22 protein-coding genes and 1 tRNA gene are annotated in these 19,234 nt (G+C 73.1%); 11 read left to right on the top strand and 12 right to left on the bottom strand.

Annotated features, from left to right (window positions below; genetic code table 11):
• Nucleotides 1–31 precede the first annotated feature (31 nt).
• Nucleotides 32–502, bottom strand: coding sequence for a hydroxyphenylacetyl-CoA thioesterase PaaI (gene paaI / locus Q6349_RS12535; RefSeq protein ID WP_304604343.1), 471 nt, complete (start codon nucleotides 500–502; stop codon nucleotides 32–34).
• 185 nt (nucleotides 503–687) lie between these two features.
• On the opposite strand from paaI, the gene paaA reads away from it, so the two are divergent.
• The 11 genes from paaA to paaZ all read left to right on the top strand — a co-directional run bounded on the left by paaA (nucleotide 688) and on the right by paaZ (nucleotide 10,747).
• On the top strand, nucleotides 688–1,656 hold the full coding sequence (paaA, locus tag Q6349_RS12540) for a 1,2-phenylacetyl-CoA epoxidase subunit PaaA (RefSeq protein WP_304604344.1): 969 nt from the start codon (nucleotides 688–690) through the stop codon (nucleotides 1,654–1,656).
• 40 nt (nucleotides 1,657–1,696) lie between these two features.
• Nucleotides 1,697–2,002, top strand: a complete 306-nt coding sequence (gene paaB, locus Q6349_RS12545; protein WP_171247900.1) for a 1,2-phenylacetyl-CoA epoxidase subunit PaaB — start codon at nucleotides 1,697–1,699, stop codon at nucleotides 2,000–2,002.
• Nucleotides 1,999–2,823 (top strand): 1,2-phenylacetyl-CoA epoxidase subunit PaaC, encoded by an 825-nt coding sequence (gene paaC, locus Q6349_RS12550; RefSeq protein ID WP_304604345.1) that lies wholly within the window; start codon nucleotides 1,999–2,001, stop codon nucleotides 2,821–2,823. The genes paaB and paaC overlap by 4 nt, the downstream gene beginning before the upstream one ends.
• Nucleotides 2,820–3,329 carry a 1,2-phenylacetyl-CoA epoxidase subunit PaaD gene (gene paaD, locus Q6349_RS12555; protein ID WP_171247898.1) on the top strand — a complete coding sequence of 170 codons (510 nt, stop codon included), beginning with the start codon at nucleotides 2,820–2,822 and terminating at the stop codon, nucleotides 3,327–3,329. Before paaC ends, paaD begins: the two co-directional genes overlap by 4 nt.
• Before the next feature lie 27 nt (nucleotides 3,330–3,356).
• On the top strand, nucleotides 3,357–4,466 hold the full coding sequence (gene paaE / locus Q6349_RS12560; protein ID WP_304604346.1) for a 1,2-phenylacetyl-CoA epoxidase subunit PaaE: 1,110 nt from the start codon (nucleotides 3,357–3,359) through the stop codon (nucleotides 4,464–4,466).
• 24 nt (nucleotides 4,467–4,490) lie between these two features.
• Complete coding sequence (locus tag Q6349_RS12565) at nucleotides 4,491–5,279, top strand: enoyl-CoA hydratase/isomerase family protein (protein ID WP_304604347.1); 789 nt, start codon at nucleotides 4,491–4,493, stop codon at nucleotides 5,277–5,279.
• Nucleotides 5,276–5,722 carry a PaaI family thioesterase gene (locus Q6349_RS12570; protein ID WP_370375619.1) on the top strand — a complete coding sequence of 149 codons (447 nt, stop codon included), beginning with the start codon at nucleotides 5,276–5,278 and terminating at the stop codon, nucleotides 5,720–5,722. The genes Q6349_RS12565 and Q6349_RS12570 overlap by 4 nt, the downstream gene beginning before the upstream one ends.
• Before the next feature lie 95 nt (nucleotides 5,723–5,817).
• Nucleotides 5,818–7,023: a thiolase family protein gene (locus Q6349_RS12575; RefSeq protein ID WP_304604348.1), complete on the top strand. Its 1,206-nt coding sequence runs from the start codon at nucleotides 5,818–5,820 to the stop codon at nucleotides 7,021–7,023.
• Nucleotides 7,020–7,793, top strand: coding sequence for an enoyl-CoA hydratase/isomerase family protein (locus Q6349_RS12580; protein ID WP_304604349.1), 774 nt, complete (start codon nucleotides 7,020–7,022; stop codon nucleotides 7,791–7,793). Before Q6349_RS12575 ends, Q6349_RS12580 begins: the two co-directional genes overlap by 4 nt.
• Nucleotides 7,790–8,683, top strand: a complete 894-nt coding sequence (locus tag Q6349_RS12585; RefSeq protein ID WP_304604350.1) for a 3-hydroxyacyl-CoA dehydrogenase family protein — start codon at nucleotides 7,790–7,792, stop codon at nucleotides 8,681–8,683. The genes Q6349_RS12580 and Q6349_RS12585 overlap by 4 nt, the downstream gene beginning before the upstream one ends.
• 30 nt (nucleotides 8,684–8,713) lie before the next feature.
• Nucleotides 8,714–10,747, top strand: coding sequence for a phenylacetic acid degradation bifunctional protein PaaZ (gene paaZ, locus Q6349_RS12590; RefSeq protein WP_304604351.1), 2,034 nt, complete (start codon nucleotides 8,714–8,716; stop codon nucleotides 10,745–10,747).
• Nucleotides 10,748–10,923: 176 nt separating this feature from the next.
• Here the strand turns inward: paaZ and Q6349_RS12595 are convergent.
• The 11 genes from Q6349_RS12595 to rplU form a co-directional block, all read right to left on the bottom strand.
• Nucleotides 10,924–10,996: transfer RNA gene (locus tag Q6349_RS12595), tRNA-Ala, on the bottom strand.
• 66 nt (nucleotides 10,997–11,062) lie between these two features.
• Nucleotides 11,063–11,749: a histidine phosphatase family protein gene (locus Q6349_RS12600; RefSeq protein WP_304604352.1), complete on the bottom strand. Its 687-nt coding sequence runs from the start codon at nucleotides 11,747–11,749 to the stop codon at nucleotides 11,063–11,065.
• Between the two features lie 4 nt (nucleotides 11,750–11,753).
• Nucleotides 11,754–12,197, bottom strand: coding sequence for a ribosome silencing factor (gene rsfS, locus Q6349_RS12605; protein ID WP_171247890.1), 444 nt, complete (start codon nucleotides 12,195–12,197; stop codon nucleotides 11,754–11,756).
• Complete coding sequence (locus tag Q6349_RS12610; RefSeq protein ID WP_304604353.1) at nucleotides 12,194–13,012, bottom strand: hypothetical protein; 819 nt, start codon at nucleotides 13,010–13,012, stop codon at nucleotides 12,194–12,196. Before Q6349_RS12610 ends, rsfS begins: the two co-directional genes overlap by 4 nt.
• 388 nt (nucleotides 13,013–13,400) lie before the next feature.
• Nucleotides 13,401–14,006, bottom strand: coding sequence for a nicotinate-nucleotide adenylyltransferase (gene nadD, locus Q6349_RS12615; RefSeq protein ID WP_304604354.1), 606 nt, complete (start codon nucleotides 14,004–14,006; stop codon nucleotides 13,401–13,403).
• 17 nt (nucleotides 14,007–14,023) lie between these two features.
• Nucleotides 14,024–14,176, bottom strand: coding sequence for a hypothetical protein (locus tag Q6349_RS12620; protein ID WP_171247185.1), 153 nt, complete (start codon nucleotides 14,174–14,176; stop codon nucleotides 14,024–14,026).
• Between the two features lie 57 nt (nucleotides 14,177–14,233).
• Nucleotides 14,234–15,565 carry a glutamate-5-semialdehyde dehydrogenase gene (locus tag Q6349_RS12625; protein ID WP_304604355.1) on the bottom strand — a complete coding sequence of 444 codons (1,332 nt, stop codon included), beginning with the start codon at nucleotides 15,563–15,565 and terminating at the stop codon, nucleotides 14,234–14,236.
• A gap of 10 nt (nucleotides 15,566–15,575) precedes the next feature.
• On the bottom strand, nucleotides 15,576–16,730 hold the full coding sequence (gene proB, locus Q6349_RS12630; protein ID WP_171247187.1) for a glutamate 5-kinase: 1,155 nt from the start codon (nucleotides 16,728–16,730) through the stop codon (nucleotides 15,576–15,578).
• Between the two features lie 25 nt (nucleotides 16,731–16,755).
• On the bottom strand, nucleotides 16,756–18,279 hold the full coding sequence (gene obgE, locus Q6349_RS12635; protein WP_171247188.1) for a GTPase ObgE: 1,524 nt from the start codon (nucleotides 18,277–18,279) through the stop codon (nucleotides 16,756–16,758).
• A 131-nt stretch (nucleotides 18,280–18,410) separates the two neighbouring features.
• Entirely contained in the window at nucleotides 18,411–18,668 is a 258-nt protein-coding gene (gene rpmA / locus Q6349_RS12640) for a 50S ribosomal protein L27 (protein WP_171247189.1), read from the bottom strand.
• Between the two features lie 66 nt (nucleotides 18,669–18,734).
• Complete coding sequence (rplU, locus tag Q6349_RS12645; protein WP_171247281.1) at nucleotides 18,735–19,043, bottom strand: 50S ribosomal protein L21; 309 nt, start codon at nucleotides 19,041–19,043, stop codon at nucleotides 18,735–18,737.
• Nucleotides 19,044–19,234 lie beyond the last annotated feature (191 nt).

Consider the following 19,234-nt stretch of genomic DNA (forward strand, 5'->3'; position numbering starts at 1 on the left):
GGTGGGTCGGGTCGGGCGACGGCAGGACCGGTCAGGAGGCCGGCGGCGCGGGGCGATCGGTGGCGAAGGACCGACCGCGGAACTCGGCGACCACGTCGCCGCGCTGGTCGGCCACGGTGACGTCGTAGAGGCCGTTGCGCCCCCGGAGCCAGCGCCGCTCGGCGGTGGCGGTGAGCACGTCACCGGACCGGCTCGCCCTCGTGAAGACGATGTCGGCCCCCGAAGCGACGACCGGCGTCGCCCCCTCGTTGCACGCATAGGCGAACGCCGTGTCCGCGAGGGCGAAGACCATGCCGCCGTGCGTGATCCCGAACCCGTTCACCATCCCCTGGCCGACGCGCATGGACAGCACCGCGCGGCCGCGCTCGAGCACCTCGACACGGATGCCGAGGGCGTCCTTCGCGGGGTCGTCCTGGAACATCGCCGTCGCCGACCACGTGGGATCGACCTCGATCGCGTCGTCGGCACGTCCGCTCGTCGGGGGGTTCGTCGTCGAACTCATCTGCGCTCCGTTGCGTGGGCCGTGGTGGGAGCCCGCCGTCCTGCTTCGTTGCGGCTCCGCCCGATCCGTGGCTATGCTCAATGAACGGTCGGTAAGTAATTCCTGGCCGGAACCGTACCACCCCTCCCCACCGGCGGGAGAGGGCCGACGACGGCCCCGGGGACCCTGACGCAAGGAGGCAGCAGATGGTCACGACCACGGCCGAGCTCGCCGAGGACGAGGACGGACGGGCTCGCTTCGACGCGCTCATCGCGGCGGACCAGCGCATCGAGCCACGCGACTGGATGCCGGACAAGTACCGCAGGACCCTCGTCCGGCAGATCTCGCAGCACGCCCACTCCGAGATCATCGGCATGCAGCCGGAGGCGAACTGGATCACCCGAGCGCCGAGTCTCAAGCGCAAGGCGATCCTCATGGCGAAGGTCCAGGACGAGGCCGGGCACGGCCTGTACCTCTACGCGGCGGCCCAGACGCTCGGCATCTCGCGCGAGGAGATGACCGCGCAGCTGATCGAGGGCCGGGCCCGCTACTCCTCGATCTTCAACTACCACACGCCGACGTGGGCGGACATGGGGGCGATCGGATGGCTCGTCGACGGGGCCGCCATCTGCAACCAGGTGCCGCTCTGCCGCGCCTCCTACGGGCCCTACGGCCGGGCGATGGTGCGCATCTGCAAGGAGGAGTCGTTCCACCAGCGTCAGGGCTTCGAGATCCTCTACGAGCTCGCCCACGGCACACCCGAGCAGAAGCAGATGGCCCAGGACGCGGTGGACCGCTGGTACTGGCCGTCGCTCATGATGTTCGGCCCCAGTGACGACGCCTCCCCGAACTCGGCGCAGTCGATGGCCTGGAACATCAAGCGGTTCTCCAACGACGAGCTGCGCCAGCGCTTCGTCGGGATGTGCGTCCCCCAGTTCGAGGCCCTCGGCCTCGAGTGCCCGGACAAGGACCTCCGCTACGACGAGGAGACCGGCACCTGGATCACCGGCGAGATCGACTGGGACGAGTTCGCCGCCGTGCTCGACGGCCGCGGCCCGGCGAACGCCGCACGGCTGCGTCACCGCCGGGAGGCGCACGACGACGGAGCGTGGGTCCGCGAGGGGGCCGCCGAGTACGCCCGCAAGCAGCATGACAGCGAGCGCGTCGCGGTCTGAGCAGCGACCGCCCGCCCCATGGACACCGAAGGAGACGAGGATGCCGACACCGGGTGAGACGGGAACCGAGGCATGGCCCCTGTGGGAGGTGTTCGTCCGCGCGAACCGCGGGCTGAGCCACGTCCACGCCGGGTCGCTGCACGCGCCCGACGAGGCGATGGCGCTGCGCAACGCCCGCGACCTGTACACGCGGCGCAGCGAAGGGGTGTCGATCTGGGTGGTGCCCGCCGCCGCGATCACCACGAGCGACCCCGACGCGAAGGGCGCCTTCTTCGAGTCGCCGGCCGGGAAGAACTACCGCCACGCGGTCTACTACACCCGCGCGGAGGGGGTGAAGCACCTGTGAGCGAGCACAGCGGGGCGCACGGTGACGTGAGCGTCGACGAGCTGACCCTTGCCGAGGAGCTGCTGGGCTCCGGCGCCACGGCGACGCCCCCGGTGGCGGAGTACGCGATGCGGCTGGGGGACGACGCCCTGATCCTCTCCCAGCAGCTCGGCGGGTGGATCTCTCGCGCGCCCGAGCTCGAGGAGGACCTGGCGCTCGGCAACATCGCGCTCGACCTCATCGGCCATGCGCGCGCGTTGCTGCGCTACGCCGGCACGGCGTCGGGCCGCTCGGAGGACGACCTCGCGTTCTGGCGCGACGAGCCCGAGTTCCGCAGCTGCTGGCTGGTGGAACAGCCCAACGGCCACTTCGGCGACACGATCGCCCGACAGTTCCTCTTCTCGGCCTACCAGGTCGAGCTCTACCACGCGCTGGCGACGAGCACGGACCCGTCGCTCGGCGCGATCGCCGGCAAGGCCGAGCGCGAGGTGGCGTACCACCTCGACCACGCCGCGCAGTGGATGCTGCGGCTCGCGGGCGGCACGGAGGAGTCGCGGGGCAGGATCACCGTGTCGCTGGGCGACCTGTACCCGTACGTGGACGAGCTCTTCGAGGACGACGAGCTCACCGACCGTCTCGCCGGTGTCGCACCGCGGCCCTCCTCGCTGCGAGCCGGCTTCGACCGCACCGTCGCCTCCGTGCTGGCGGAGGCAGACCTGGAGACTCCCGCGGTGAAGCCGGCTCGCGGTGACGGGCGCCGTGGCGGGCACACGGCGTCGATGGGCTACCTGCTCGCGGAGATGCAGTGGCTGGCCCGCCGCCACCCCGGAGCCACCTGGTGACGGGCACCCGACCCCACGAGCCCGCCGCGGCCCGCGTGTGGGACATCGCCGCGGAGGTCCTGGACCCGGAGGTGCCCGTGCTGACGATCGAGGACCTCGGGGTGCTCAGGACGGCCGAGGCCGACGAGCGAGGGGCCGTCCGGGTCGTGCTCACCCCCACGTACTCGGGCTGTCCCGCGATCGACCAGATGCGCGACGACGTCCGCTCCCGGCTCCGGGCCGCGGGCTACGAGCAGGTCGTGGTCGAGTACACCCTCGCCCCGGCCTGGTCGACCGACTGGATGAGCGAGGCCGGCAAGCGCAAGCTCGCCGACTACGGGATCGCGCCACCGGACTTCCGCGCCGCCTCGCGCAGGGGTCCGGTTCTCGTGCAGCTCTCGGTCAGGTGCCCGCGCTGCGGCTCGACCCGCACCCGTGAGGTCGCCCGCTTCGGCTCGACGTCGTGCAAGGCGCTCCACGAGTGCCTCGACTGCCTCGAACCCTTCGACTACTTCAAGGTCCACTGATCTCGCACGAGTCCCGGAAGGGAAACCATGGCCACCACCACCGTCGGTGCGAAGAAGCGCGCGACGTTCCACGAGCTCCGTGTCGCCGAGGTGCGGCGTCTCACCGGCACGAGCGTGGAGGTCACCTTCGAGGTGCCCGAGGAGCTCGCTGACGCGTACCGCTACCTCGCCGGGCAGTACCTCGCCCTGCGCACGACGATCAATGGCGAGGACGTGCGGCGTTCCTACTCCATCTGCCGGCCACCTGCCGACGGCCGCATCTCCGTGGCCGTCAAGCGCGACCACGGCGGGCTCTTCTCCACCTGGGCCAACGACGAGCTCCGCGCCGGCGACACGCTGCAGGTGATGACCCCGCAGGGTGCGTTCACCTCGAACCTCACGGAGCTCGACGGGCGGCACGTCGTCGGGATCGCGGCGGGGTCGGGCATCACACCCGTCATCACGATGGCGCACCAGGTGCTGCAGCACAGCGCGACGAGCCGCTTCGACCTGCTGTTCACGAACCGCTCGTCCCACGACGTGATGTTCGTCGAGGAGCTCGCCGACCTCAAGGACCGGTACCCCCGGCGCTTCGCGATCCACCACGTGCTCTCGCGCGAGCAGCGGTCGGCCCCGATCATGTCGGGACGCCTCGACGAGGAGCGGTTGCGCAGGATCCTGACCTCGGTCGTGCCCGTCGAGATGGCGGACGAATGGGTGCTGTGCGGCCCCTTCGAGCTCGTCCAGCTGTGTCGCGACCTCCTCGACGGGTACGGGGTGGACGCCGCGCACGTGCGCTACGAGCTGTTCACGACCGGCGAGCCCGGCGCCCCGTCCACCCGCCCGCGTCCTATCGAGGTCCGGGCCGGAGAGAGGACGGTCACCGTCGACATCAACCTCGACGGGACCTCGGCGTCGGTCGAGAGCCCCCTCAGCGCGAACGAGACGATCCTGAACGCGGCGCTGCGCGTGCGCCCGGACGCACCCTTCGCCTGCACGGGCGGGGTGTGCGGCACGTGCCGGGCCCGCGTCCTGGAGGGGTCCGTGACGATGACCGAGAACTACGCGCTCGAGCCCGACGAGGTCGAGAACGGCTACGTCCTCACCTGCCAGTCGCACCCGCAGTCCGACCACGTGGCCGTCGACTACGACGCCTGACCCGAGAGAAGGTACCGACCGATCATGATCACCCTGTCGATCGCCGACGACGTGGCCGAGGTCGTCCTCGACGCACCCACCCGCCTCAACGCCCTCGGGCCCGACGACGTGCGCGAGCTCTCCGCCGCCTACACGCAGGCGGCGGAGGCCGGCGTGCGCGCACTGGTCCTGCGTGGCGAGGGCCGCGCGTTCTGCGCGGGCCGGGACATCTCGGGGGTCGACCCCCGGGAGGACGACGTGCTCGGGTACCTGGAGGGGCTGATCCAGCCGCTGCTCGAGCAGATGAGCGCGTTCCCCGCCCCCACCTTCGCCGCCGCCCACGGAGCCTGCCTCGGCGTCGGTCTGGGACTGCTCGTCGCGAGCGACGTCGTGTACGTCGCCGACACGGCCAAGATCGGCAGCCCCTTCGCGAACCTCGGCGCGACGCTCGACTCCGGCGGTCACGCGCTGTTCCACGAGCGGCTCGGGGCGCACCGCACGCTCGACCTCGTCTACACCGGACGGCTGATGTCGGGGTCCGAGGCCGTGGCGGCGGGCCTGTTCTCCCGCGCGATGCCCGCCGACGAGGTGCTCGACACCACGCGTGCCGCGGCCGCGACAGCCGCCCGCGGGGCGACGCAGGCGTTCCTCGCGTCGAAGGCGCTCGTGCGCGAGCTGCGCGACCGCCGCGTCGGCCTGTGGGAGTCGATGTCCGCGGAGAACCGCGCGCAGGCCGCCCTGTGCGACACCGACGACTACCGCGAGGGCTTCGCCGCGTTCCAGGAGAAGCGCACGCCGGTGTTCACCGGCGGCGAGCGCGGCGGCGTCGCATGAGCACGGCGAGGGTGACGGACCCCGGGACCGCGCCGGTCGGCGCCGGCAACTGGGTCGCGCAGAACGGCTCGGGCGAGCTCGCCGACATGATGGGCATCGAGTTCCTCGAGTACACGGTCGAGCGGACCGTCGGGCGGATGCCCGTGCGCGGCAACCGCCAGACGGTGGGCTACCTGCACGGCGGGGCGTTCGTCGTCCTCGGCGAGTCGCTCGGGTCGATGGCCGCCAACCTCCATGCCGGCGCAGGACGCCTCGCCGTCGGCGTCGACGTCAACGCGACGCACACGCGATCGGCGACGGAGGGCTACGTCACGGGCGTGTGCACGCCCGTCCACCTGGGGCGTTCCCTCACCGTGCACGAGATCGTCGTCACCGACGACGACGGCCGGCGCTGCTGCACGATGCGCATCACCAATCTCGTCAAGGACGCGCCCGTCCCGTAGCGGTCCGCGCCGCACGGCCCGCTCGTCCCCCCCCTCACCGAAACGCTCGGTCGCCCCCGCGGGGTGACACCGCGCAGACAGGAAGGTCCATCCCCATGCCCGAGGCATATCTCGTCGACGGGGTCCGCACACCGGTCGGCCGGTACGGCGGAGTGCTCGCCGGCGTCCGCCCGGACGACCTGGCCGCGCTGGTGCTCGGCACGGTCCTCGAGCGGTCGGGCGTCCCCGCGGACGCGGTCGACGAGGTCGTCCTCGGCGCGGCCAACCAGGCCGGTGAGGACAACCGCAACGTCGCCCGCATGGCGGTGCTGCTCGCCGGACTGCCCGACTCGCTGCCCGGGTACACCGTCAACCGTCTCTGCGCGTCGGGCATGACCGCCGTCGCCAACGCCTCGCAGGCCATCCGTGCGGGTGACGCCGACCTCGTCGTCGCGGGCGGTGTCGAGTCGATGACCCGCGCGCCCTGGGTGCAGGAGAAGCCCGCCCGTGCCTGGGCCAAGCCGGGCGCACAGTTCGACACCTCGATCGGCTGGCGCTTCCCCAACCCCGTCCTCCTGAGGCGCGACAAGGCGACCTACTCGATGCCGGAGACCGCGGAGGAGGTCGCCCGCGTCGACGGCATCAGCCGCGCCGACGCGGACGCCTTCGCCGCGGAGAGCCACCGCCGCGCCGTCGCCGCGATCGAGGCCGGCCGCTTCACCGACGAGATCGTCCCGGTCAAGGCTCCGGCCGGCCGTGGGGAGACGCGGCTCGTCGACACCGACGAGGGCCCTCGTCCCGGCACGACCACCGAGGTGCTGGCGAGCCTGCCGCCCGTCGTCGCCGGCGGGAGCGTCGTCACCGCGGGCAACTCGTCGTCCCTCAACGACGGTGCCTCGGCACTCGTCGTCGCGAGCGGCGACGCCGTCGACAGGTACGGGCTCCGTCCGCGGGCGCGCATCCTCACGAGCGTGTCGGCCGCCCTCGCCCCCGAGATCATGGGCCTCGGCCCCGTGCCCGCGACGCAGAAGGCGCTCGAGCGCACGGGCCTGTCGCTCTCCGACATCGGCGCGGTCGAGCTCAACGAGGCCTTCGCCACCCAGTCACTGGCCACGATCCGCCGGCTCGGTCTCGACCCGGCCCTCGTCAACGCCGACGGCGGCGCGATCGCGCTGGGCCATCCCCTGGGCTCCTCGGGGTCGCGACTGCTCGTGACCCTGCTCGGCCGCATGGAGCGTGAGGGGTCCCGCTACGGCCTCGCCACCCTGTGCGTCGGCGTCGGCCAGGGGTCCGCCACCATCGTCGAGAGGATCGATCCGTGAGCCGAGCAACGACGGGCGTGGGACACCAGGCTCCCCTGAGGGTCGAGGACCGTGACACCCACGTGCTCGCGAGCCTCGACCGCCCCGAGAAGCGCAACGCGATCGACCAGGACCTGGTCGACGCCCTGCACGCGCTGTGCGCCGACCTCGAGGAGGAACCGCGCACGCTCGTGCTGCGCGGCGAGGGCGGCGACTTCGCCGCGGGCGCCGACATCGCGCAGCTGCGAGACCGACGAGCGGCCGATGCTCGTGCCGGCATCAACACCCACGCCTTCCTGCGTGTCCGTGCCCTCCCGATGCCCGTGATCGCCGTGCTCGACGGCTTCGCGCTCGGCGGCGGCGCGGAGCTCGCCTACGCGGCCGACGTCCGCATCGGTACCCGCTCCCTGCGGATCGGCAACCCCGAGACCGGCCTCGGCATCATCGCCGCGGCCGGGGCGACGTGGCGCCTGCCGGAGCTCGTCGGTGAGCCCCTGGCGGCCGAGATGCTCCTGACAGGGCGTGTCCTCGACGGTGCCGAGGCGTTCGCCGCCGGGCTGGTCACCCAGCTGCACGACGACGGCGCCGCCGCGCTCGTGGCGGCCGAGGGCATGGCCGACCGGATCGCGAGACTCGATCCCGCAGCCCTGCAGGCGTCCAAGCGCGCGCTGCGAGCCCCGCGGAGCGAGCACCCCCAGGTGGATCTCGCGGAGCAGGCGATCCTCTTCGAGAGCCCCGAGAAGACGCGCCGCATGACCGAGTTCCTCGAGCGGAAGCAGCAGAGCAGATGACGAGCGCACCTCGCCCCGCACCCCGGTCCCGCCCCGACGGCACGGTCCCCGCGCGCGTCGGCGTCCTCGGCGGTGGCCGCATGGGCGGCGGGATCGCCCACGCCTTCCTCCTCGCGGGGGCCTCCGTCACCGTCGTCGAGCGCGACGTCGAGTCGGCGGCGGGCGCACGAGCACGCATCGAGAGGAGCATCGACACCTCCCTCGCGCGGGGCTTCGACGGTGACGCCGCGGCACTGCGGCGGGCCCTCACCGCCGCCCCGGACATCGGTGCCTTCGGCGCCTGCCGGCTCGTGCTCGAGGCGGTACCGGAGTCGCTCGACCTGAAGCTCGAGGCCCTCGGCGAGATCGAGCGACAGCTTCCGGCCGACGCCGTGATCGCCTCGAACACCTCCTCGATCCCGCTCGCACAGCTCGCCGACGGGCTGGAGCGGCCCGAGCAGTTCATCGGACTGCACTTCTTCAACCCGGTGCCGGCCTCGACGCTGGTCGAGGTCGTCGTCCACGAGCGCAGCGGTCCCGGCCTGCCAGACCTGGCGCGCGGCTGGGTGCACGCGCTCGGCAAGACCCCGATCACCGTCACGGACGCGCCGGGCTTCGCCTCGAGCCGGCTCGGCGTCGCGCTCGCGCTCGAGGCCATCCGGATGGTGGAGCAGGGCGTCGCGAGCGCGCAGGACATCGACCTCGCCATGGAGCTCGGCTACCGGCACCCGACCGGCCCGCTCCGCACCACCGACCTCGTGGGCCTCGACGTCCGCCTCGGCATCGCCGAGCAGCTGGAGCGGGACCTCGGTGCTCGCTTCGCACCGCCGCAGCTGCTCCGCGACATGGTGGCCGCGGGCACGCTCGGCCGCAAGAGCGGCCGCGGCTTCTACGACTGGAACGACAGCTGACCGCGGCTCGGCCGCACGAACGGAGGACTGATGACGCGCACGTTGCAGAGCTATGTCGAGGACACCTGGTGGAGCCCCGCCACGAGCGCGACCGGCACCGAGGTGCGGGATGCCGCCACCGGCGAACCGGTCGCGATCGTGTCCAGCGAGGGCCTCGACCTCGCCGGCGCGATGGAGCACGCCCGCACCGTCGGCCAGGCGAGCCTCGGCCGGCTCACCTTCCACCAGCGCGCGGTGCTGCTCAAGAAGCTCGCGCTCGTCCTCACCGAGCGCAAGGCCGAGCTCTACGAGCTGTCCTCCCGCACGGGCGCGACGAAGTCGGACTCGTGGATCGACGTCGACGGCGGCATCGGGGTGCTGTTCACCTACTCCGGGAAGGGCAGGCGCGAGCTCCCGAACTCGACCGTGCAGCTCGACGGGCCGCTCGAGCCGCTCTCGAAGGACGGGTCGTTCCTGGGACGCCACGTCCGCACGACCCTGCCGGGCGTCGTCGTGCAGATCAACGCGTTCAACTTCCCCGTCTGGGGTCCGCTCGAGAAGTTCGCCCCGGCCTTCCTCGCGGGCATGCCGACGATCGTCAAGCCCGCCACACCCGGCGCGTACCTGACCGAGCACATGGTGCGGATCCTCGTCGAGTCGGGTCTGCTGCCCCCGGGTTCGCTCCAGCTCGTCTCCGGCTCCGTCCGCGACGTCCTCGACCATGCCCGGCTCGGCGACGTCGTGGCCTTCACCGGCTCGGCGTCGACGGCCGACCTGCTCCGGCGCCACGACGCCGTCAGGTCCGGCGGCGTCGTCTTCGGCGCCGAGACCGACTCGATCAACGCCTCCGTGCTCGGCCCCGATGCGGTGGAGGGCACCGCCGAGTTCGACGCCTACGTGCGTCAGCTCGTCACCGAGATGACCGCGAAGGCGGGGCAGAAGTGCACCGCGATCCGCCGCGCGATCGTCCCCACGGCGAGCGCCGATGCCGTGGTCGAGGCCGTGCGACGGCGTCTGGAGGCGAAGGTCGTCCTGGGCGACCCCCGCGACGAAGGCGTCACGATGGGCCCGCTGGCGTCGGTCGACCAGCGCGACGAGGTCCTGCGCCAGGTGCGCAGGCTCGCCGACGGCGGGGGGAAGATCGTGGTCGGTGACCAGCAGGAGGAGGGGCGTGACAGCGCCTTCCTCTCGCCGATCCTGCTGCGCTTCGAGGACGCCGAGGCCCCGCGGGTGCACGACACCGAGGCGTTCGGCCCGGTGTCCTCCGTGATCGCCTACGACACCCCCGAGCAGGCCGCGGAGCTCGTCGTGCGCGGCGGTGGCTCGCTCGTCACGAGCGTCGCCTCGGCCGACCCCGGGTTCGTCGCGACGCTGACGCGGCGAGTGGCCTCCGCCAACGGCCGGATCCTCGTGCTCGACGCCGCCGCGGCACGCTCCTCGACGGGGCACGGCTCTCCCCTGCCGATGCTCGTGCACGGCGGGCCCGGACGTGCCGGTGGCAGCGAGGAGCTCGGCGGCGTGCGCAGCGTCTTCCACTACATGCAGCGCACGGCGATCCAGGGCAGCCCCGAGATGCTCACGGCGATCACCGGCGTGTGGCACCCGGGCGCGGCGACCCGCGGCGACGCGCACCCGTTCCGGAAGTCGCTGGACGAGCTCCGCGTGGGCGACCAGGTGGTGTCGGAGGAGCGCGAGGTCACCCTCGACGACATCACCCACTTCGCCGAGTTCACGGGCGACACCTTCTACGCGCACACCGACGAGGAGGCGGCGGCCGCGAACCCGTTCTTCCCCGGACGGGTGGCCCACGGCTACCTGCTGCTCTCCTTCGCGGCGGGCCTGTTCGTCTCGCCCGAGCCCGGCCCCGTGCTCGCGAACTACGGACTCGAGAACCTGCGTTTCACGACGCCGGTGTCCCCGGGGGACAGGATTCGCGTGGCGCTCACCGCCAAGCAGATCATCCCCCGCGAGACCGACGACTACGGCGAGGTGCACTGGGACGCCGTGCTGACCAACCAGGACGACGAGACCGTCGCCACCTACGACGTGCTCACGCTGGTCAGCAAGGACGGCCACGCGGCGTAGCGCGGGACGGCGCACGACGGGCCCCGGCGGAGACCAGCTCCGCCGGAGCCCGTCCTCGTCCCGCCGGCGGTGCGGCTCGTCCCCACCCTTCCGGCCCCGCTCCGACGGGCGCGGCGGCCCGCCCCGGGAACGACGAAGGCCGGCCCACCGTGATGGTGGACCGGCCTCGTACGACGTGGAGCTGAGGGGACTCGAACCCCTGACCCTCTGCATGCCATGCAGATGCGCTACCAGCTGCGCCACAGCCCCGTGAACCGACCGAAGGTCTGATTCGTGGAGTTCCGGGGGGCTTGCCCCCTCGGGAACGACGTTATCTTAGGCAGACTTCGGCTCAGGTTCCAAATCCGCGTGCGGGCCCGCCTGCCAGCGGTCCAGCGGGTAGCCGGCACCGACGTTGTGCGCCACCAGCCGCCACCCCGGGACCGCTCCGGGCGCGGATCGGTGCAGGTGGGACCAGTGCACGTTGTGCATGCCGGAGATCCCGCGCCATGCCGTCGCGTCCAGGTCGAGCAGTCCGGTGATGGCCAGCGAGATGGCCGCCCCGTGCGAGACCACGACGAGACACTCGTCACCGTCGAGCAGGTCGGCGTGGTCCCGGACCGCTGCGGTCGTCCGCGCGGCGACCTCGGCCTTCGTCTCGGCGTCCACGCCGCGGGGTTCCCCGCCGCGCCGCCACGTCGCGTACTCCTCGGGCCAGCGGTCGACGATCTCGTCCTGGGTCAGACCCTCCCACTGGCCGAAGGACCGTTCGCGCAGCCGCGGGTCGGTCTCGACCGGCAGGCCCATCAGCTCGGCGTAGGCGGCCGCGGTGTCGGCGGCCCGTTCGAGGTCCGAGGACACGACCCGCGCGGCACGGTGCGAGGTCGCCAGCGCGGTCGCGCCCTGCTCGGCCTGCCAGCGGCCGACCTCGTCCAGCGGGATGTCGACCTGGCCCTGCAGCCGCATGGTGGCGTTGTAGGCGGTCCGACCGTGCCGCAGCAGGACGACGGTGCGGGCGGTCATCGCCTCACATCCCGCCGTGCAGACGGATCGCACCGTCCGCGCCGTCGTCGCCGAACTCGGCACGGGCCGCGGCACCGTCGCCCCCGCGGGCGTCCGGCGGCAGGTCCACGGACGGGCAGTCCTTCCAGAGCCGCTCGAGCGCGTAGTAGACCCGGTCCTCGGCGTGCTGCACGTGCACCACGACCTCGCCGAAGTCGAGCAGGACCCAGCGCGCCTCGGACTTGCCCTCGCGCCGCAGCAGCTTGGCCCCCGCTTTGTGCATGGCCTCCTCGACGGCGTCGACGACGGCCACCACCTGGCGCTCGTTGGTCCCGGTGGCGATGAGGAACACGTCGGTGAGCACCAGCTGCTCGCTCACGTCGAGCGCGATGATCTCCTGCGCCTTGCGCTCGGACGCGGCTCGCGCCGCGACGACCGCCAGCTCGACGGCACGGTCGGTCGCGGTCATCGACGTCCTCCCAGATCGGTCGTGGCGGTCGCCACGGGGGTCGGCGGCACCGGCGCGGACGCCTCCTCCGGGGCGAAGTCGTCCGGCGGGCTGAGCACGAGGTTCCAGATCAGCAACCCCAGGACGAACGCGACCACGACCAGGATGATGTAGTGCAGCCACGTGTAGGAGGGCTCGTGCTCGTCGTCCCAGTCCTCCTCGTCGTCCTCGAGGTACCGGGGACCGGCCGGACCCGGGGGCTGGGCCGCCAGCCCGCCGAACGGCGAACCGGTGGTCGGTGGGACGGAGGCCGGCGCGGCACCGGTCCCCGACGACGGCGAGCCCCACGGCAGCGCGGGCCCGTCCGTGCCCGACGCCTGCCGCGAGGCACCACCCGGTCCCGGGGAGGCGCTGGGCCAGGCGGGCGGAGGCGTCGTGCCGGCCTGCGTCTCGCTCCGGCCGGGCGCCCCGAAGGGAGAGCCGGCGCCGAAGGCCGACCGGCGCCCGGGCGTCGTCCCCTCGGACGGTGCCGGGGCCGGGGAGGAGCCGGACGCCGCCCCGGCGGACGGTCCGGGGCCGAACGGGGAGGGCGGCGTGGACGCGGGCGGCGTCGACGCGGGCGGCGTCGACGTCGGCGGGGTGTCGTTCCGCGGCGCCGACGGCGCGGGGCCCGGCGTGGGCGGGGTCGCCGACCGGGACTCCGGAGGCTGCCCGAACGCCCGGGTCGAGGCGCGGCGGGGCGTGGCCGACCCGCCCTGCGCACCGGAGGGCGGGAAGCCCGCCGACGGTGCGGCGGACGAGCCGTCGCGCGGGGGCGCGGCGTCGTTGCGCTGCACGGGCGCCAGCCGACCGGTCTCGTCCAGACCGCGCACACCACCGGACGAGCTCGGCGGGCGGACGGTGGGCGCGGGGGCCGGCGCCGGGGACGCCGAGGAGCGTTCCCGCATCGCCCGGCGGGACGGGGGCGGCGTCGGTGCGGCGCGCGGGGGCGTCGGCGCGTCGCCCGTGGCGGGGGCAGGCGTCGGCGCCGGACCCGGCGACGGGGCGGGGGCCGGAGCGGGCGAAGGGGCCGGCGTCGGGGCCGGGGACGCACCGCTGCCGAACGCGGCAGGACCCGCACCGGGGACCGGCGCCGAACCCGCGGACTGCGCGCTCTCCCGCGCGGCCGCGGCCGCACGCTCACGCTCTCTGATCTCCCGACGCGTCATCGGCCGGGACGTGTTGTCACTCATCGAGACCTCGATACAGACCGTGCTTGGCGATGTACTGGACGACGCCGTCCGGGACCAGGTACCAGACCGGCAGGCCCGCGGCGGCGCGGCGGCGGCAGTCGGTCGACGAGATCGCGAGGGCGGGGACCTCGAGCGTCGTCACGCCGTGGGTCGGCAGCTCGTCGACCGTGAGCGAGTGGCCCGGCCGCGTCACCGCGACGAAGTGCGCCATCTCCCACAGGTCCCCGGCGTCCTTCCACGTGAGGATCTGCTCGATGGCGTCCGCGCCGGTGATGAAGTGGAGATCGGCGTCGGGACGCGCCGCCTGCAGGTCGCGCAACGTGTCGACCGTGTAGGTCAGACCCGGCCGGTCGATGTCGGCCCGGCTGACGGTGAACCGGGGGTTGGACGCCGTCGCGATGACGGTCATCAGGTACCGGTGCTCGGCCGGTGAGACCTGCGCGTCCTGCTTGAAGCTCGGCTTGCCGGTGGGGACGAACACGACCTCGTCGAGGTCGAGCAGCGCCGCCGCCTCGCTCGCCGCGACGAGGTGGCCGTGATGGATCGGGTCGAACGTCCCGCCCATCACCCCGATCCGGGGTCTCGCCTGCTCGCTCACGTGCTGTCGCGGCGTCGTCAGTGCTTGTTGTGCGCGTTGCGGAAGGCGTACGTCGCCAGCAGCGCGACGACGAAACCACCGAACGCGAGCACACCGAACAGGACCGGCGGGATCTCGAACCCGGAGTGCTCAACGGCCTCTTCGGCGGCAAGGACGGCGATGTGCAGCACGAGTGCTCCTCAGTGATGGTCCGGACGGGTCGCAGCACAGTCTCTCACGACGCGGGGTCAGGGCCGCACGTGGCCGTCGCCGTGCACGACCCACTTGGTGGTGGTGAGCTCGGCGAGACCCATCGGGCCACGGGCGTGCAGCTTCTGCGTCGAGATCCCGAGCTCCGCACCCATCCCGAACTGGGCGCCGTCGGTGAACCGTGTCGACGCGTTCACCAGGACGGCCGCGGCGTCGACCTCCGCGACGAACCGCTCGGACGCCGCGAGGTCGTTCGTGACGATGGCCTCGGAGTGCCCGGAGCTCCACGTGCGGATGTGCTCGATCGCCTCGTCGAGGGAGTCGACGACGCGCACGGCGAGCTCCGCCGCGAGGTACTCCGTGGCCCAGTCCTCCTCGGTGGCCGCCAGCACCTCGACGCTCTCGGGCGCCTGGCCCGCGGTCCGGTCGTCGACGTGCAGCACGACCCCGGCACCGCCCAGCGCCGCGAGCGCGGCCGGCAGGAACCGGTCGGCGACGTCGGCGTGCACGAGCAGCGTCTCGGCCGCGTTGCACACACCGACGCGCTGGGTCTTGGCGTTCATGACGATCTCGACGGCCGAGGCGACGTCGGCGGCGGCGTCCACGTAGACGTGGACGTTGCCGGTGCCGGTCTCGATGACGGGCACGGTGGACTGCTCGACGACCGTCCGGATCAGGTCGGCGCCCCCGCGGGGGACGAGGAGGTCGACGAGACCGCGGGCCTGCATGAGCGCGACACCGCCGGGTCGGCCGTGGGCGTCGATGGACTGCACGAGGTCGGCGGGCAGGCCCTGCGCCGTCAGACCCCGTCGCATCACGTCGACGATGACCGTGTTCGACGACGCGGCGGCGCTGCCCCCGCGCAGGATGACCGCGTTGCCGGACTTCAGCGCGAGCCCGGCGGCGTCGACCGTGACGTTCGGCCGCGCCTCGTAGATCATGCCGACCACGCCCAGCGGCACGCGCAGCCGGCGCAGCCGCAGGCCGTTGGGGAGCGTCCGGCCCGTCACGACCTCGCCGACCGGGTCCGGGAGCCCGGCGACCTCGCGCAGGGCCTCCGCGATGGCGGCGACCCGCTCGTCGGTCAGCGCCAGGCGGTCCAGGAGCCCCTCGCTCATGCCGTGCTCGCGACCGCGGCGCAGGTCCTCGGCGTTGGCGGCCACGATCTCGCCGGACGCCGCGACGAGGGCGTCGGCGAGGGCGTGCAGCGCGGCGTCCTTGGTGGCACGGGTCGCGGTCGTCAGGGACCGGGCGGCGACCTGGGACCGCCGGGCGACGTCCTGCACCGCGGCGAGCACCTCGGCGTCCGGCTGCGGTCGCTGCGCGGGTCCGGGCGTCGTGCCGGCTGAGGGTTCGAACGTCGTGGTCATGCGTTCGAGACTACGACGACGACGGCGGTGAGGACAGGCCGTTCCGCCCTTCGAGCACGAGGTCGTCGCGATGGACCACCTCGCGGTCGTACCCCTCCCCCAGCTCCTCGCGCAGGGCGTAGGTGGACCGTCCCAGCAGGTCGGGAAGGTCACCGGCGTCGTAGGCGACCAGGCCCCGGGCCACGACCGTCCCGTCGGGCCCGACCAGCTCCACCGGGTCGCCGGTCTCGAAGTGTCCCTCCACCCGGGTGATCCCGGCCGGCAGGAGGGAGGCCCGTCCGCCGAGCACCGCGCGGGTGGCGCCGTCGTCGAGGTGCAGCCTGCCCTCGGTGCGCGCGGCGTGCGCGATCCACAGCCGACGGGCCGTCGACCGCTTGCCGCCGGCGGCGAAGAAGGTGCCGACGTCCTCGCCCGCGAGGGCCCGCGCGACGTTGTCCGCGCAGGTCAGCACCACCGGCACCCCGTCCTGGGTGGCGATGCGGACCGACTCGAGCTTGGTGACCATCCCGCCGGTGCCGACCGCGCTCCCCCGGCCCGTGACCTCGACGCCGGCCACCTGCGCCAGGTCGGCGACGTGGCTGATCCGGCGGGCGCCGGGCCGGCTGGGCGGGGCGTCGTGCAGGCCGTCGACGTCGGTGAGCAGCACCATCGCGTCGGCACGCACCAGGTGTGAGACGAGGGCGGCGAGCCGGTCGTTGTCCCCGAAGCGCAGCTCGTCGACGGTGACCGCGTCGTTCTCGTTGACCACGGGCACGACGCGCAGGGCGAGCAGCTTCTCCAGGGACCGCTGGGCGTTGCGATACCGGGCCCGACGCACCGTGTCCTCGGCCGTCAGCAGCGCCTGGCCGACCCGGATGTCGTGCGTGGCGAACGCCTCGCTGTACCGGGCCACGAGCTGCCCCTGGCCCAGCATGGCGCAGGCCTGCATGGTGGCCAGGTCACGGGGGCGAGCGCTCAGTCCCGCCGGCCCGATCCCGGCGGCGATGGCCCCGGAAGTCACGAGGACGACCTCCTGACCCTCCCGGTGCCGTGCCGCGAGCACGTCGACCAGCGACCGCAGCGCACCGAGGTCGAGGTGGCCGTCGGCGCGCGTGAGCGACGACGAACCGATCTTGACGACGATCCGGCGGGCGGCCGGCAGAGCGGAGCGGGACTGGGCGTTCACGCCTCCATCATCCCCGACCCGGCGCTCAGTCGTCGGAGGGGTCCGCCCAGTGGCCGGCCTCGCGCTCGGTCCACAGCTCCTCGCGGGCGGCCGTCTTGGCGTCCATCCGCTCGACGAAGTCACGACGCTTCTCGGAGCGCGTCGGGCGGCGGCTCTCCTCGAGGCGGCGGTCCTGCCCGCGGGCGCCGAGCAGCTCCGCACCCGTGGACAGCGTCGGCTCCCAGTCGAAGACCACGGCGTCCTGGTCGGTGCCGATGCGGACCTCGTCGCCGGCCACGGCGCCGGCCTCGAGGAGCTTGTCCTCGACCCCGAGCTTGGCGAGGCGGTCGGCGAGGAACCCGACGGCCTCGTCGTTGTTGAAGTCGGTCTGCCGCACCCAGCGCTGCGGCTTGCTGCCCTGGACGAGGTAGTAGACGTCCCCGGTGGACCCGTCCGTGCGGCGCACGACGGTGAACCCGGAGTCGTCGACGGCCCGGGGCCGCAGCACGACGCGTGCGGGCTCCGGCGCCGGGGCGGCGGCCCGGGCCTGCTCCACGAGCTCGGCCAGGGCGAAGGTGAGGGCCTTCAGCCCCTCGTGCGAGGCCGTCGAGATCTCGAAGACGCGCAGCCCACGGGCCTCGAGGTCGGGCCGGACGAACTCGGCCAGCTCCCGCGCCTCGGGCACGTCGATCTTGTTGAGCACGACGAGCTGAGGGCGCTCGGTGAGCGGCACGCGGCCGCCCTGGATGTCGAGGTCGCCGGCGTAGGCCGCCAGCTCCGCCTCGAGGACCTCCAGGTCGGTGATCGGGTCGCGCCCGGGTTCCAGCGTGGCGCAGTCCAGCACGTGCACGATGACGGCCGTGCGCTCGATGTGCCGCAGGAACTCCAGGCCGAGGCCCTTGCCCTCGCTCGCACCGGGCAGCAGCCCGGGCACGTCGGCGATGGTGTAGCGGGTCGACCCCGCCTGCACGACGCCGAGGTTCGGCACGAGGGTGGTGAACGGGTAGTCGGCGATCTTGGGCCGGGCCGCCGAGACCGCGGCGATCAGCGAGGACTTGCCGGCGCTGGGGAAGCCCACGAGGGCGACGTCCGCGATGGTCTTGACCTCGAGCGTGACGTCACGCTCCTCGCCGGGCTCGCCCAGCAGGGCGAAACCGGGGGCCTTGCGCTTCGGCGAGGCGAGCGCCCGGTTGCCCAGGCCGCCGCGCCCGCCCGCGGCCACGACGTACTCGGCACCGATCCCGACGAGGTCGGCCAGCACGGTGCCGTCGCGGTCCTTGACGACGGTGCCGTCGGGGACGCTGAGCACCAGGTCGTCGCCCTGGGCCCCGTGCCGGTCGCCGCCCATGCCCTGCCCGCCGTTGGCCGCCTTGCGGTGCGGCGAGTGGTGGTAGTCGAGCAGCGTCGTCGTCTGCCCGTCGACGACCAGCCGGACGCTGCCGCCGTCACCCCCGTTGCCGCCGTCGGGGCCGCCGAGCGGCTTGAACTTCTCGCGGTGCACGGAGGCGACCCCGTGCCCGCCGGACCCCCCGGCCGCGTGGAGCACGACTCGATCGACGAAGCTGGCCATGGGTAGATCCTCTCAGGTGAGCGTGCGCCACCACGACGGACGGGTGGCCGGACGCGCACGAGGGGCGCACCCCGCTCGGTGGTGCGCCCCTCGTGACGGACGGTGCAGCGTGGCTGCGGTGCCGGGTCGGCTCAGACCTGGGCCGCGACGATGTCGACGACCTTGCGGCCGCGACGGGTGCCGAAGGCGACCTCGCCGGCCGACAGGGCGAACAGCGTGTCGTCGCCGCCACGGCCGACGTTCTCGCCGGGGTGGAAGTGGGTGCCGCGCTGGCGGACGATGATCTCGCCGGCGTTGACGACCTGGCCCGCGTAGCGCTTCACGCCGAGGGACTTGGCGTTCGAGTCACGACCGTTGCGCGAGGAGCTCGCGCCCTTCTTGTGTGCCATCTCAATCCTGCTTTCTCGTCAGTACGAAGAGTGTGGGGAACCGTGCGGGCCGGGGCCCGCCGGACATCACTTGATACCGGTGACCTTCAGGCGGGTCAGCTGCTGGCGGTGACCCTGGCGCTTCCGGTAGCCGGTCTTGTTCTTGTACTTGTGGATCGTGATCTTCGGACCCTTGGCGTCCTTCACGACCTCGGCGGTGACCTTGACCTTCGCCAGCTTCTCGGCGTCGGTGGTCACGGTGTCGCCGTCCACGAGCAGGATCGCGGTCAGCTCGACGGTGTCACCGGCCGAGCCCTGGACCCGGTCCGTGACGACGATGTCCCCGACGGACACCTTCTCCTGCCGGCCACCGGCCTTGACGATCGCGTACACCATGTTGATGCTCATCTCTCCTGGTCTTGGCGTGCTCACCCGACGTCGGTCACCGGCTTGGTCTGGAACTCGCACCGCCGCGGCGGTGGAGTGCGGTGCGCCGAGGGCACACGGGACAGGCGCGCTCACAACGCGCCGACGCAACACCTTACGCGACCGGCCCTCGGCGGATCAACCTGGCCCGACGGGCCGGA

The sequence above is a fragment of the Isoptericola sp. 178 genome, from assembly GCF_030586525.1.
In the GTDB taxonomy this organism is placed as follows: domain Bacteria; phylum Actinomycetota; class Actinomycetes; order Actinomycetales; family Cellulomonadaceae; genus Isoptericola; species Isoptericola sediminis.